This is a genomic window from Neorhizobium huautlense, assembly GCF_030811685.1.
GTDB classification, from domain to species: domain Bacteria; phylum Pseudomonadota; class Alphaproteobacteria; order Rhizobiales; family Rhizobiaceae; genus Neorhizobium; species Neorhizobium huautlense_A.
This window is the reverse complement of the sequence record NZ_JAUSRF010000015.1, coordinates 79,994-93,758: the sequence shown is the minus strand read 5'-3', so window position 1 is coordinate 93,758 and position 13,765 is coordinate 79,994. Positions and strand designations below refer to the sequence as shown.

Annotated in this window: 17 protein-coding genes; 9 read left to right on the top strand and 8 right to left on the bottom strand. The window is 59.4% G+C overall.

Features of this window, described 5'->3' with window-relative positions:
- Positions 1 to 13: 13 nt before the first annotated feature.
- From lspA to J2T09_RS20515, 3 genes are read right to left on the bottom strand one after another with little or no spacing between them, the layout of a single operon-like run.
- Entirely contained in the window at positions 14 to 535 is a 522-nt protein-coding gene (lspA, locus tag J2T09_RS20525) for a signal peptidase II (RefSeq protein WP_306837898.1), read from the bottom strand.
- Between the two features lie 11 nt (positions 536 to 546).
- Complete coding sequence (locus tag J2T09_RS20520) at positions 547 to 1,395, bottom strand: TrmH family RNA methyltransferase (RefSeq protein ID WP_306837896.1); 849 nt, start codon at positions 1,393 to 1,395, stop codon at positions 547 to 549.
- The gene (locus J2T09_RS20515) at positions 1,392 to 2,588 is read right to left on the bottom strand and encodes a class I SAM-dependent rRNA methyltransferase (RefSeq protein ID WP_306837893.1); all 1,197 of its coding nucleotides are present in this window, start codon (positions 2,586 to 2,588) and stop codon (positions 1,392 to 1,394) included. The genes J2T09_RS20520 and J2T09_RS20515 overlap by 4 nt, the downstream gene beginning before the upstream one ends.
- A gap of 160 nt (positions 2,589 to 2,748) precedes the next feature.
- On the opposite strand from J2T09_RS20515, the gene J2T09_RS20510 reads away from it, so the two are divergent.
- Positions 2,749 to 3,204 carry a CoxG family protein gene (locus J2T09_RS20510; RefSeq protein ID WP_306837891.1) on the top strand — a complete coding sequence of 152 codons (456 nt, stop codon included), beginning with the start codon at positions 2,749 to 2,751 and terminating at the stop codon, positions 3,202 to 3,204.
- A 28-nt stretch (positions 3,205 to 3,232) separates the two neighbouring features.
- Here the strand turns inward: J2T09_RS20510 and J2T09_RS20505 are convergent, their stop codons facing one another.
- The 3 genes from J2T09_RS20505 to sppA form a co-directional block, all read right to left on the bottom strand.
- Positions 3,233 to 3,565: a LapA family protein gene (locus J2T09_RS20505; RefSeq protein WP_306837890.1), complete on the bottom strand. Its 333-nt coding sequence runs from the start codon at positions 3,563 to 3,565 to the stop codon at positions 3,233 to 3,235.
- A gap of 123 nt (positions 3,566 to 3,688) precedes the next feature.
- Positions 3,689 to 3,994, bottom strand: coding sequence for an integration host factor subunit beta (locus tag J2T09_RS20500; protein WP_306837888.1), 306 nt, complete (start codon positions 3,992 to 3,994; stop codon positions 3,689 to 3,691).
- A gap of 24 nt (positions 3,995 to 4,018) precedes the next feature.
- Positions 4,019 to 4,978, bottom strand: a complete 960-nt coding sequence (gene sppA, locus J2T09_RS20495) for a signal peptide peptidase SppA (RefSeq protein WP_306837886.1) — start codon at positions 4,976 to 4,978, stop codon at positions 4,019 to 4,021.
- A gap of 285 nt (positions 4,979 to 5,263) precedes the next feature.
- On the opposite strand from sppA, the gene J2T09_RS20490 reads away from it, so the two are divergent.
- From J2T09_RS20490 to ptsN, 6 genes are all read left to right on the top strand, one after another.
- Complete coding sequence (locus J2T09_RS20490) at positions 5,264 to 5,929, top strand: LPS export ABC transporter periplasmic protein LptC (RefSeq protein WP_373458542.1); 666 nt, start codon at positions 5,264 to 5,266, stop codon at positions 5,927 to 5,929.
- A gap of 69 nt (positions 5,930 to 5,998) precedes the next feature.
- Positions 5,999 to 6,487, top strand: a complete 489-nt coding sequence (locus J2T09_RS20485; protein ID WP_373458541.1) for an LptA/OstA family protein — start codon at positions 5,999 to 6,001, stop codon at positions 6,485 to 6,487.
- A 9-nt stretch (positions 6,488 to 6,496) separates the two neighbouring features.
- Positions 6,497 to 7,294 (top strand): LPS export ABC transporter ATP-binding protein, encoded by a 798-nt coding sequence (lptB, locus tag J2T09_RS20480; protein WP_373458537.1) that lies wholly within the window; start codon positions 6,497 to 6,499, stop codon positions 7,292 to 7,294.
- A 154-nt stretch (positions 7,295 to 7,448) separates the two neighbouring features.
- Complete coding sequence (rpoN, locus tag J2T09_RS20475) at positions 7,449 to 9,011, top strand: RNA polymerase factor sigma-54 (protein WP_306837880.1); 1,563 nt, start codon at positions 7,449 to 7,451, stop codon at positions 9,009 to 9,011.
- Between the two features lie 259 nt (positions 9,012 to 9,270).
- Positions 9,271 to 9,843, top strand: a complete 573-nt coding sequence (gene hpf / locus J2T09_RS20470) for a ribosome hibernation-promoting factor, HPF/YfiA family (RefSeq protein ID WP_306837878.1) — start codon at positions 9,271 to 9,273, stop codon at positions 9,841 to 9,843.
- A gap of 71 nt (positions 9,844 to 9,914) precedes the next feature.
- Positions 9,915 to 10,379: a PTS IIA-like nitrogen regulatory protein PtsN gene (gene ptsN, locus J2T09_RS20465; protein ID WP_306837876.1), complete on the top strand. Its 465-nt coding sequence runs from the start codon at positions 9,915 to 9,917 to the stop codon at positions 10,377 to 10,379.
- 81 nt (positions 10,380 to 10,460) lie between these two features.
- Here the strand turns inward: ptsN and grpE are convergent, their stop codons facing one another.
- Positions 10,461 to 11,084, bottom strand: coding sequence for a nucleotide exchange factor GrpE (gene grpE / locus J2T09_RS20460; RefSeq protein WP_306837874.1), 624 nt, complete (start codon positions 11,082 to 11,084; stop codon positions 10,461 to 10,463).
- Between the two features lie 106 nt (positions 11,085 to 11,190).
- Positions 11,191 to 12,273, bottom strand: a complete 1,083-nt coding sequence (gene hrcA / locus J2T09_RS20455) for a heat-inducible transcriptional repressor HrcA (protein ID WP_306837872.1) — start codon at positions 12,271 to 12,273, stop codon at positions 11,191 to 11,193.
- 166 nt (positions 12,274 to 12,439) lie between these two features.
- Between hrcA and rph the strand changes: the two genes are divergently transcribed.
- Together rph and J2T09_RS20445 are read left to right on the top strand one after the other, a co-directional pair.
- Positions 12,440 to 13,159 (top strand): ribonuclease PH, encoded by a 720-nt coding sequence (gene rph / locus J2T09_RS20450; RefSeq protein WP_306837869.1) that lies wholly within the window; start codon positions 12,440 to 12,442, stop codon positions 13,157 to 13,159.
- 201 nt (positions 13,160 to 13,360) lie between these two features.
- The gene (locus J2T09_RS20445; RefSeq protein ID WP_306837867.1) at positions 13,361 to 13,765 is read left to right on the top strand and encodes a VOC family protein; all 405 of its coding nucleotides are present in this window, start codon (positions 13,361 to 13,363) and stop codon (positions 13,763 to 13,765) included.

Genomic DNA, 13,765 nt, shown 5'->3' with positions numbered 1-13,765 from the left:
GAAGGTTAACGGTTTAGATTTTTGGCTCTTCTGGTTTCTTGCGCATGGAGCCCAGAATTTCGTCCAGAATGACGCAGCCGGCACCGATGGTAATAAAGCTGTCGGCGAGATTGAAGACGGCGAAAGACCAGGTGGATGTGTAGAACAGGATGTAATCGATCACGTGCCCATAGAGGAAGCGATCGAACAGATTGCCGAGCGCGCCGGCGATGATGAAGGCAAAACCGGCATGCGCAAAAGTGCGGTCTGCCGGCGTGCGGTGCCACAGCCAGATGACGAAGGCGCAGATGGCAAGGCGCATCGTCACGATGAACCAGCCATCCATGTGATCGAGCATGGAGAAGGCAACGCCGGTATTATAGGTGCGATAAAGCGCCAGCATGGGCATGACACCGACTGCCTGTTCCAGCGGCAGATAATGATCGACCGCGATTTTTATGATCTGGTCGAGGATTAGGGCAATGACGATAAAGATCGCGATCGGCAGCGGCCGCGAAAGAAGCGTCGGTCGAAGCGGGGCAGTTTCGGTCGTCATGCCGGTCCTTTTCAGATTTTCAGAAGATGGCGGCGGGCTTCGAACAGCATGACCGCCGTTGCCACCGCAAGATTGAGACTGTCTGCCAGACCCTGCTGCGGAATACGCACCAGACGCGTCGCCGATTTCGCAAGATTTTCCGGCAGGCCCGACTGTTCGTTGCCCATCAGGATGACGACCGGCTTTTTCGAATAATCGACCGTGCGGTAATCGACGGCGCCAGCGAGATGCGTCGCCACCAGTTCGGTGCCGGCATGTTTTTGCCAGGACAAAAATTCATCGACCGAGGCACGGATCAGGGGCGTCGCAAAGATCGAGCCCATGGTGGCGCGCACGGTTTCCAGCGAAAACGGATCTGTGCATTCGCCGACCAGAATGACACCGGAGGCACCGGCGGCATCGGCCGTGCGGATGATCGTGCCGAGATTGCCGGGATCACGCACGCGGTCGAGTGCCACAAAGGTCTGGCCATTTTCCGGGCGGATATCAGACAGGCGGGTCCAGCGGCTTTCGAAAATGCCAACGACCATCTGCGGATTGTCGCGACGGGTGATCGACGAGAGAACCTTTTCGCTGACTTCCAGCACGAGGCCGCCATTGGCGACGGTCTTTGCCGCCACCTGTTCGACCAGCGGCTTGCCCTTGGCGGCCTTGGCATAAACCAGTGTGCGGATCTTCCAGCCGAGTTCCAGCGCATCGATGACCAGTTTCAGGCCTTCGGCCATGAACGTGCCGGTTTCCTCACGGGTCTTCTTGTCGGACAGCGCCTTGATGTCCTTGACGATCGGATTGGCGAGGCTGGTGACTTCCTTCACCTGACCAACGCGGCGCGGGCCTTCTCTACGATAGTCTTCGGTCATTTCGGCACCCAGCGGGAAAAGAGGGAGGTGGAGAGCGCGCGGCCGTGATCCTTGCCGTCGATACCGGCTTCACGGATGACGAGTTCGCCGGATTCGACGACGCCACCGGCGCCACGCATGGTTTCGCGCATCAGTTCATGGATGGAATAAAAACTGGCGCGGATGGAATAGGCGGTCAGCACAAGGCCGACGGCCTTCGGCGACAGAAGCTCGCGGCAGATATCCAGCATGTTCGGCAGATGCTCGAACAGGTGCCACACCTCGCCATTCGGCCCGCGTCCGAATTTCGGGGGATCGGTGAGGATGATGTCGTATTTGCTGCCGCGGCGTTCCTCGCGCTGGATGAACTTCATGGCATCCTCGCAGATCCAGCGGATCGGCGCGCGTTCGAGACCGGCGAGCGCCTGGTTTTCGCGCGCCCAGCCGATTGCCTTTTTCGAAGCATCGACATGGGTGACTTCGGCTCCGGCACCGGCGGCCACAAGCGAAGCGACACCGGTATAACCGAATAGGTTCAGCACCTTCAGCGGGCGATCGGCCTTTTCCTGTTGTTCCTTGACCCAGGCCCAATGGACGATCTGTTCCGGGAACACGCCGACATGACGGAAGGATGTAAAACGGCCGAGGAAATCGATGCCAAGCAGCGACAGCGGCCAGGTTTCGCCGAGCGCCTGCTTGGGGAACCGCCAACGCCCCATGCCGTCCTCGTCGGTATCGCCGGTGAAAACGGCATCGGCATTATCCCAGACATGGTCGGGCAGAGCCGGTTTCCACAGTGCCTGCGCTTCCGGACGCACGATGCGGTAGGGACCATATTGCTCTAGCTTCAGCCCGTTGCCGGTATCGATGAGATGAAAATCGCCGGCACCGGTCGATTCGAGAATGACGGGAATGCGCTCAGGCGGACGCTCGCCGCTGCGCTCGATCATCGGGCGCTGTTCGGCGGTGGCGGCCTGGCGGGCTTCGGCCTCGCGCAGATTGCCGAATTGCGCATGCTCAGTGCGCTGCGGACGCGGCTTTGCTTCGCTGCGCGGCTCCGACGGGCGCGCGGACTTTTGCGGCTTTGCGCTGGCTTTCGGGGATGCGTGACGCTCGCTGCGGGCAGCAGCAGGTTTTCCGCCAACCTTGCCGGCCGGCTTTCCTGCCGGTTTGCCGGCAGGGCGCGATCCCGGTCGCCGTTCCTTGTTCTTCATGGTCAATTTCCCGAGCACGATCAGGCCGATCCGGTCGGGCCTTCCTTTATCTGGCGTGCAAATAGCATTGCCGCGCCCCTTGGCAAAGGGCTTTCCCTTTCGCAGATAGGTGACAAAAGACAGGATAAGCGGCGCGACCGCAGAAAAAAGGAGAAAGCCCATGGACGTGACCGGCGAGGAACGCATCAAAGCGCCACGTGACAGAGTGTGGGCCGGGCTCAATGATGCGGCCATTTTGCAGCGCTGCATTCCCCATTGCAAAAGCCTGGAATGGCAAACGGACCGTGAACTCGCCGCCGTCATCCGTATCAAACTTGGGCCGATCGCCAGCAATTTTTCCGGCACGATCACGCTGTCCAACGTGAACGCCCCCGCAAGTTACCGGCTTTCGGCAGCCGGTAAGGGCGGCATTCTGGGTTTTGCGCAGGGCGCAGCCGACGTGGAACTGATCGAGGATGGCGACGAGACTATATTGCGTTACGTGGCAGCGGCAGAACTCGGCGGACGGCTGGCGCAGCTTGGCGCAAAACTGATCGGCGCAGCGACACAACGGCTGGCTGCACGGTTCTTTTCGGATTTCAATGATGCGGTGAGCGGCAAGATCAGCAACGCCTGAAGGCGGCTAGCCGATTTCGGCGGAGCGCTCACTTGATCCGCAACTGTTTTGCCTCGACAGGCGAGATCGGCGGCTTGCCGTTCTGCTGCCATTTCATGGCTTCGCGGGCTTCGGTGCGGGCCTGCTTGCGATAGCGGCCCTGGTTCCACCAGGTCACCATCGAACCGACACCCATGCCGAAGATGACCGACAGGAAGAGCAGAACAAAGAGCGGCGCGGAGACCGAAAGCACGCTGTCCTGCGGCTGAAACGGATTGAGAGCAAGCGTGACGCTCTGGCGGTTGGCGACGCAGAGCACGATCAGCAGAATGCCGAGCGGTACAAAAATCACGAGATTGGTTATTTTCCTGACCTTTGTCATGGGCCCTCTCATCATTCCTGCATTGCTCGAACGGCAAACTCAACCGGCGGCCGGATACCGGCCGCCTTCATGACCTAGGTTCTAAAATCCGCTTTTCAAGCGAAGCGATGCGCCGCGACCGGCTCAGTCGGCATCTTCTTCATCGGCAAGATCGGGGTTCAGCCGCTCGCGCAGTTCCTTGCCAGTCTTGAAGAAGGGCACCCACTTTTCCTCGACGAACACGGTTTCGCCGGTGCGCGGGTTGCGTCCGGAACGCGACGGGCGGTTTTTCACCGAGAAGGCACCGAAACCGCGCAATTCCACACGATTACCGGCGGCAAGCGCATCGGTGATCTCATCCAGAACGGCGTTGACGATATTTTCCACGTCGCGGTGATAAAGATGCGGGTTGCGGGCCGCGACGATCTGCACCAGTTCCGACTTGATCACGATCTTCCCCCAGAAATCATTGAATTATCTGTCACTACCAACCTGCCAAACGGAAACAAGACCGTCAAGGAACAACTTCTCGGCACCCCATCGCTGCAGCGATCCGGGCGAAACATCCATTTCGATGCCCATCAGCCTTGCGACATGACCGGCGATGAACGGAAGCGAGAAGAACGAACCTTCATCCTTTTTCTTCCATTCCAGCACGGGCAGGTCTTTTGCAACACCCTTGGTTTCGAGCCAGTCGCGAATTTCCTTATCGCCACCGAGCTTATCGATCAACTTGAGCTTCAGCGCCTGCCGACCGGTATAGATCGAGCCATCGGCCAGTTTCAGGGCCTCCTCGCGCGACAGGCCGCGACGTTCTGCCACAAGGTCGACGAACCAGTCATAGCTGTCCATGATCATCGAACGGACCATCGCCTTGGCTTCTTCGCTGGCCGGATGGAAAGGCGACGGCTCTGCCTTCAGTGGCGCCGACTTGATTTCCTCATGCGAGACACCGAGCTTTTTCATCAGTTCGTCGAACTGCGGATACTGGAAGATCACGCCGATCGAGCCGGTGATCGAGCTTTCGCCGGCAATGATCATGTCGCCGGCAGAGGCGATCATGTAACCGGCGGAGGCGGCAAGCGTGCGAATATCCGAAACGACGGGCTTCTTTTCCGCAATGGCGCGAATGGCCTTGAAGGTGCGCTCGCCGCCATAGGTCGTGCCGCCCGGCGAGGAGATCGAGACGATCACCGCCTTGACCTGATCATTATCGGCGATCCGCTCAAGCCGTTCGAAAAGCTCGCTATTGTCGGTGATCATGCCCGAGATTACGACGCGCGCCACATGCGGGCGCACCGTATCCCGCCGATCTCCGGCCGCGAACTGATAAAGAGAAAAGCCGATGGCAACGACCAGAACGAAGGCGGCAATGCGCCAGAAGGTCAGCTTGCGGCGCAGGCGCCTGCGGTCGGCATAGGCCATTTGATCCATGATGGTCTCGTTCCTCGTCACTCTCATCGGGTTCTAGAGCGCTTCAGGCAAAAAAGGAACCGGTCCGCCAAAAATCAAGGGACACCCATTCTGCAACCTATGAAAAACAAGACAACCACAGGTGCTTGGCAGATCACACAATTGCGAGTACACGTATTTGTGTCGCTCATTATTGTTTGTTGATGATTAATCGCCATATTCAGGGTTCAGGACGCCGGCTGCTTGAAGCGCCGCGACCATTCAACACAAGATGCGGACGCATAACCGACTGCCTGGAGAGACCCGCTGCAGACCCTGACCCAATCCGGACCCGTGAACGATGCTGCATTGCGGCAGGCCAGAGCCTACAGGCTGGCGCTGTCACATTCCGCGCGCGTGAAAAAACTGAAGGTCCTGCTTCCGGTCGCCGCACTGATCATATCGCTCATCTTTATCGGCGTTTCCTTCATCCGCACCTTCGTGCCGGAGAACCTGACGATCCAGAGCGCCAAGATCGAGAACGGCAAGATCGTGATGGAAAGCCCGGCGATCGCCGGACGCAACGATGACGGCATCAGCTATTCGATGACGGCGACCCGCGCGCTGCAGGATATCGCCGATCCCAACATGATTTCGCTCGAAAACGTCAAGGCGGCCATGCCGATGAGCAAGGACGTGATTGCGCGCGTTGTGGCCAGCGGCGGCATTTTCGACCGCGCCACTGACAGGATGCGCCTGACCGCCCCTTTCGACGTCAACCTGAGCAACGGGCTGACGGCAAAATTCCAGTCCGCCAATCTCGACGTCAAGGCTGGAACGCTCGATACGCCTGACACTATAAGAATATCGACGCCCGAGGCGTCTATTGTTGCAGACTCGCTGAAGATAACGGATAAGGGAAAAACCATCACCTTCACAGGCGGGGTCCGGGTCGATCTCGAAGCCGCCTCGCTCAACAAACAAGACAAATAGAGCCCGGCCATGACCCTTCGCCGTTTCCTGACCCCGATGACCGTCCCGGCTGCCCTGGCTGCCTGTTTGATGGCGGGTTCCGCGCTTGCGCAATCCTCGACCCGCATGGAAGGCATGGCGCTTTCCAACGACAAGCCGATCCAGATCGAAAGCGACCAGCTGGAAATTCAGGATACGGAAAAGAAGGCCTATTTCACCGGCAATGTCCGTGTCGTGCAGGGCGCGACAACGATGCGCGCCGGCAAGATGACGGTGGTTTATCTCGGCGAAGGTTCGTCGGTGACTTCAGGCAACACACAGATCGACAAGATTTTCCTGAACGACACGGTGCACCTGACCTCCGGTCAGCAGAACGCCACGGCCGATCAGGGCGAGTTCGTCATGGCTTCGCAGACCTTCGTTCTGACCGGCAAGCAGGTCGTGCTGTCCGATGGACCGAACGTTTTTCGCGGCTGCAAGCTGACCGTGCTGATGAAGACCGGGGAAGCCAAGCTGACACCCTGCAGCGGAACCCGCGTGCAGATCCTGCTTGACCCCAAATCGAAGCCACAGCAGTAACCGCGCCCAGTGAAGAATTTTTTCTCCAAACAGCCGAAACCGGGCCAGCCAGAACCTTTCGATCCGCGCGACAAGGCGCGTTACGAAGGCACGCTCATCGCGCATGGCCTGACCAAGACCTATGACTCGCGGCGCGTCGTCAACGGCGTGTCGCTGGTCGTGCGTCGCGGCGAGGCTGTCGGCCTGCTCGGGCCGAACGGCGCGGGCAAGACCACCTGTTTCTACATGATCACCGGCCTGGTGGGCGTCGATCTCGGCATGATCGCCATCAACGGCAATGACGTGACGCGCATGCCGATGTATCGGCGTGCCCGTCTCGGCGTCGGTTACCTGCCGCAGGAAGCCTCGATCTTTCGTGGACTGACGGTCGAGGAAAACATCCTCGGCGTTCTGGAAGTGCACCAGAAGGACAAGAAGCTGCGCGCCCGCAAGCTTGATGAACTTCTGGAAGAGTTCCACATCGAACGGCTGCGCAAATCGCCGGCCGTGGCGCTGTCGGGCGGCGAACGCCGCCGTCTGGAAATTGCCCGCGCCCTGGCCACCGATCCGGCCTTCATGCTGCTCGACGAACCGTTTGCCGGCGTCGATCCAATTTCGGTATCGGACATCCAGAATCTCGTGCGCCACTTGACGGCACGCGGCATCGGCGTTCTGATTACCGACCATAACGTGCGTGAAACGCTTGGCCTTATCGATCGCGCCTATATCATCCATGCGGGCGAGGTTCTGACCCACGGCCGCGCCGATGACATCGTCAACAATGCCGATGTGCGCCGCCTCTATCTGGGCGACAAGTTCAGTCTCTGACGAACACAAAGGTCATGAAAATGGCGCCGACGGCATGTCGGCGCTTGACCAAACCAATTTAAAAAGCAATTTTTGGGCCAAGTGAGATTTCTCGCCTGTCTGCGCGGGAAAAAACCCACGACCGGGAGATCGTCAGGGGAGTTTCGCGTCCAACATGGCCCTCGCTGCCAGCCTTTTTCTGCGACAGAGCCAGTCGCTCATCATGACACCTCAGCTGATGCAGTCGATCCAGCTGCTTCAGATGACGCATTTCGAGCTTAATCAGTTCATCGCGCAGGAAGTGGAAAAAAATCCGCTGCTCGAATTTTCGCCAAACGATGCCCAAGGCGCAGGCAATGATGCCGTGCTGGACACGGCAAGCGACGAGCGGGATCGTGCCGGCTCCGACGATGGCGGCGGTGACGGCGACAACGCATCCGATTGGTACGAGACAGCCCGCGAGGACGGCGGAAAACACCTGTCCGAACAACTGGACGCCAATTTCGAAAACGTCTACCCCGATGACATGCCGCAGGCCCGCCCGGACGCACCGGAGCTGATGGGCCAGTGGAAATCCATGCCGGGCGGCGAAAGCGGCGACAGTTACGACCTGGAGGATTTTATCGCCGGGCGCCTGAGCCTGCACGACCATATCAATCAGCAGATACCGCTTCTGGTTTCCTCCGCCACGGAAAGGCTGATCGCCCAGCATCTGCTCGACCAGCTCGATGATGCCGGTTACCTGCAGGCAGATACGGGCGAGATTGCGCAGCGGCTGGGTACGAGCCGGGCGGCGGTGGAAACCGTTCTCGAACGGCTGCAGACGCTTGATCCACCTGGCATATTCGCGCGATCGCTGGCCGAGTGCCTGACCATCCAGCTTCGCCAGAAGGACCGGTTCGATCCGGCCATGCGGGCGCTGGTGGAGCATCTGGAACTGCTGGCCAAGCGCGATTTCGCCACCTTGCGAAAACTCTGCGGCGTCGATGACGAGGATCTGGTCGATATGCTGGCCGAAATCCGCCAGCTCAACCCCAAGCCCGGCAGCGGTTTCGAGACGGGTATTTCCGAAGCGATCGTGCCCGATGTCGTGGTGCGGTCAGGCGCCGATGGCGGCTGGGCGATCGAGCTCAATCCGGACACGCTGCCAAAGGTTCTCGTCAACCAGACCTATTTCCAGACGGTCTCAAGGACCGTGCAAAAACAGAGCGAGTATCAGGCCTTTCTGTCGGAATGCCTGCAGAATGCCAACTGGTTGACGCGCAGCCTCGACCAGCGCGCCCGCACGATCATGAAAGTGGCGACCGAGATCGTGCGCCAGCAGGATGCGTTTCTCGTGCATGGCGTCAGCCATCTGCGTCCGCTGAACCTCAAGACGGTGGCCGACGCGATAAAGATGCACGAATCGACAGTGAGCCGCGTCACCTCCAACAAATACATGCTGACGCCGCGTGGCCTGTTCGAGCTGAAATATTTCTTCACTGTTTCGATCGGCTCCGCCGAGGGCGGCGACAATCATTCGGCAGAGGCCGTGCGTCACAGGATTCGCCAGATGATTGCGCAGGAATCACCCGAAGCCGTGCTTTCGGATGACGACATTGTTATCAGCCTGAAGGAGGGCGGCGTCGACCTTGCTCGCCGCACGGTTGCAAAATATCGCGAAGCGATGAACATTCCTTCGTCGGTGCAAAGGCGGCGTGAAAAGCGCGCCATGGCCAAGATTTCCGCCACCGGCTGAACCCTGCCGACCCTGTGGAAACGCCTGTTTTCCCACACGTGCAGGGTATTGCATCAGTTGCTAATTGACCTGCCGTTGACTTTCCCTACCTTCGAGGCTAGAAGCCCGCCGCATCGGCTTGGAGATATGCGCCGCAGTTTTGATCCCTCAACCATGACCTGACAAGGCAATTTGCCTCATCACCGCGCGAAGAGCTTGGATGCATCCGCGGCTTGGCGTAAACTGGTTCGTGCAAGTCACGACAAGAAGGAAACAATCCATGAGTGTGCGTGTATCTGGAAAGCATATGGAGATTGGCGACTCGTTCCGTCAGAAGATCGAAAGCCATATCGGCGATGCGGTTACCAAATACTTCGACGGGGGATATTCCAGCCAGGTGATCGTCGAAAAGGCGGGTTCTTCGCGCTTTTCGGCAGACTGCAAGATCCACCTCGACTCGGGCGTGGTCTTCCACGCAGCCGGTCAGGCAAACGATCCGCAGCTGAGCTTCGATGCTGCTGCAGAACGGATCGAAAAGCGTCTGCGTCGCTACAAGCGTCGCCTCAAGGACCATCACGCCGGCAACGGCAATGGTCATGAAGACGTCGCCTACGCGATCATGGATTCCATTCCTGACGACGACCAGGAAGTGGCGGAGGATTTTGCTCCGACCATCGTCGCCGAAAGTTCCAAGCAGCTGCGCACCATGACGGTGGCGACGGCCGTGATGGCACTCGACATGACCGATGAACCGGTTCTTCTGTTCCGTAGTCCGGAAAAGACCCTGAACATCGTCTACCGCCGCAACGACGGCAATATTGGCTGGATCGACGCCGCCAGTATCAAAGGATAAGAGAGACTTGTCGGGAGCGGTTTCAAAAGCCGCTCCCCTCGCCCCGCTCGGTGGCAAAAGGATGAGAAGAAATGGCTTTGGCAGATCTGCTGCAGCAAGATGCGATTATCCCCAGCTTGAAGGTGAATTCCAAAAAGCAATTGCTGCAGGAACTGGCTGCAAAGGCCGCCAAACTGACCGGCGTCAATGAGCGCGAGATCCTTGACGTGATCGTGCAGCGTGAACGCCTCGGTTCTACCGGCGTCGGCCATGGCATTGCCATTCCGCACGGCAAGCTGACGTCGATTTCCCAGATCGTCGGCCTGTTCGCCCGCCTCGACGCGCCTGTCGATTTCGAGGCGCTGGACGACGAACCCGTCGATCTTGTGTTTCTGCTTCTGGCGCCCGAAGGCTCCGGCGCCGATCACCTGAAGGCGCTTTCGCGCATTGCCCGCGTGTTGCGCGACCAGGATCTGGTCACAAAACTGCGCGCCACCGATTCCGCCTCGGCCATCTATGCCTTCCTTAACGAGGAACAGGCTTCCAACGCCGCCTGAGGCCCCTCACAGTTTTACAAACAAAAAGCCCGGGTATCTGATGATACCCGGGCTTTTTGTTTGTAAATGTATCCGAAGCGATCAGGCCTTGTCGGCTGCTTCCGCCACGTCGACCTTCGGCCCGCCCTTGGCGACACCGACCATGGCCGGACGCAGCACGCGCTCACCGATCGTATAACCGGCCTGTACGACCTGCACGACGGTGTTGTTCGGTACGGCCGGGTTCGGCACTTCGAACATGGCCTGATGGAAGTTCGGGTCGAACTTTTCGCCTTCCGGCTCGATCTTTTTCACGCCGTGGCGTTCCAGCGTCGACAGCATGGAGCGTTCGGTCATTTCCACGCCTTCGAGAAGGGTGGTGAGGCCGGCATCGGCGGCAGCGCGCATTTCGGCCGGAACGGCATCGAGTGCACGGCGAAGATTGTCGGACACGCCGAGCATGTCGCGGGCGAAGGCGGTGACGCCGTAAACCTTGGCATCCTTCAATTCGCGCTCGGTGCGGCGGCGCAGATTGTCCATATCGGCGGCAAGGCGCACGAAACGATCGCGCAGGTCAGCATTTTCGGCCTGCAATTCCGCAATCGGATCAAACTCGGCGACGTCGGCTTCGGTCGCAGCCGTATCCTCCATCGCGGATGCCACGGCTTCGGCAGTGTTTTCGGTGGCTGCCGCGTCAGTGCCGTTGTTCTTGGTTTCGTCGGTCATGACGGTCTCCGGGTGGTGTTCGTGTGAAGTGGCCCCGATATCAGGGTTTGAGCCGAAAAAATCAAGGCTTTGCGGCGATCAAGCGGCAAGCCGATAACAATGCCACTCAAAGAGGGTTGCGCGACATGCGGGCGAGAAGCTGCGCGGTGTAATCCACCATCGGCACGATGCGGGAATAATTGAGCCTCGTCGGACCTATGACTCCGACGGCGCCGACTATCCGGTCTTCTCCATCACGGTAAGGCGCGACGATCAACGACGAGCCTGAGAGCGAAAACAGCTTGTTTTCCGAACCGATAAAAATGCGCACCCCCGGCCCGCTTTCGGCGAGATCGAGGATTTCGATCAGACTGTCCTTCTTTTCGAGATCATCGAACAGCAGCCGCAAACGATCCATATCATCCGCGCCTTCCAGCCCCTGAAGGAGGTTGGCGCGGCCGCGCACGATCAGTTGCGCCGGCTTGCCTTCGCCATTGTCACCCGACCAGACGGCAAGGCCGCGGGCGACAAGATCCTGCGACAGCGCATCGAGTTCGCCCTTCACCTGTTCCTTGAGGCTTGTGATCTGGCTGCGCAGGCCCGGCAGGGTCTGGCCGGTCAGATGCGCGTTGACGTAATTGGCGGCTTCGGTGAGCTGCGACGAGGTGACGCCGGATGGCAGGTCGATGACGCGGTTTTCCACCTGATTGTGTTCGCCGACCAGAATGGCGAGCGCTTTGGTGGGTTCCAACCGGATGAATTCGACATGTTTCAGAACCGGATCGCTTTTCGAGGTAATCACGATACCGGCGCCGCGTGACACACCAGACAGCATGCGGCTGGCCTCGGTCAGCATGCTTTCGATCGGCTGGCCGCGATCCGACGCCCGCACTTCACGGTCGATATTGGCGCGTTCTTCCGGCGAGAGGTCTCCCACCTGCATGAAGGCATCGACGAAGAAACGCAGGCCGGTTTGGGTGGGCAGGCGTCCGGCGCTGATATGCGGCGAATAGATGAGGCCGAGTTCTTCGAGATCGCTCATGACATTGCGCACCGAGGCCGGCGACAGCGACATGGGCAGGAGCCGCGACAGGTTGCGCGAGCCGAGCGGCTCGCCATTTTCCAGATAGCTTTCGACGATACGGCGAAAGATTTCGCGCGAACGGTCGTCGAGGATGGATTCCGTGGCCGTCGATGCCGAAAATGCCATGTTTCTCCCTATCCTGCGCTGCGAACCGTCATCGTCTGACAAAGCAAATATAATGCCGCGATGGCCATGGCAAAAGGGAAAAGCAGAAACGAGACTTCCGGCTTTTCCTTTGCAAAAGCGGCCCCACAGTTCTAGAAACGCGATCACCATATTCATGGAGTAAAGCATGCGGCCTTCAGGCAGAAAAACCGACCAGATGCGCAAGATTTCTTTCGAGCGCAATTTTTCCAAGCACGCGGAAGGCTCGTGCCTCGTGAAATTCGGCGAGACGCATGTGCTTTGCACGGCAAGCCTTGAAGAAAAGACGCCGCCGTGGCTGCGCAATTCCGGCAAGGGCTGGGTGACGGCCGAATACGGCATGCTGCCGCGCGCCACCGGCGACCGCATGCGGCGCGAAGCCGCCACCGGCAAGCAGGGCGGCCGCACCCAGGAAATCCAGCGCCTGATCGGCCGCTCGCTTCGCGCTGTCGTCGATCTCGAAGCGCTCGGCGAAAAGCAGATCACCATCGATTGCGATGTCATCCAGGCGGATGGCGGCACCCGCACGGCGGCCATCACCGGCGGCTTCATTGCCCTGCATGACTGCCTGAAGTGGATGGAAGCCCGCAACATGGTGAAGGTGGACAAGGTTTTGAAAGACCATGTCGCCGCCATTTCCTGCGGCATCTTTGCCGGTCAGTCGGTGATCGACCTCGACTATCTCGAGGATTCCGCGGCCGAAACCGACGCCAATTTCGTCATGACCGGCTCCGGCGGCATTGTCGAGGTTCAGGGCACGGCGGAAGGCAAACCGTTCAGCCGCGAAGAGTTTTTGACGCTGCTGGATCTTGCGACAGCCGGCACGGCCGAACTGGTGGCCATGCAGAAGGCCGCGATTGCGGGCTGAACAATACCAAAGTCCCCTCCCAACCCTCCCCACAAGGGGGAGGGCTTAACCCAGCCGATCCGCCGAGACTCAATTGAGACAGGCGTTTGCGGCTGGTGTTCTCCCCCCTTGTGGGGGAGATGGCCGGCAGGCCAGAGGGGGCTTGGCCCAACTGGGCACGCAACGAACGCCCCCCGGAGAACGCGCCCGGAGAATGACACGATGATCGACGGCATTCTCGAAACAGCACTTTATGTCGATGACCTCGACGCCGCGGAAAACTTTTACGGCACCCTCCTCGGCCTCGAAAAAGTCCTGCGGGCCGGCAACCGTCATGTGTTCTTCCGCTGTGGCCCCGGCATTCTTCTGATCTTCAACCGCGCCGAAACCGTCAAGCCGCCCTCCCCCGATGCGCTGCCGGTTCCGACCCATGGCACGACCGGTGCGGGACATGCCTGTTTCCGTGTGAACCCGGAAACGATTGACTTGATCGCCGAAAAGCTCAACAAGGCGGGCGTTTCCATCGAAAGCGACTTTCGCTGGCCGAACGGCGCGCGATCGATCTATTTCCGCGATCCGGCCGGTAACAGCCTGGAATGCGCCGAACCCAAACTCTGGAATCTTTGA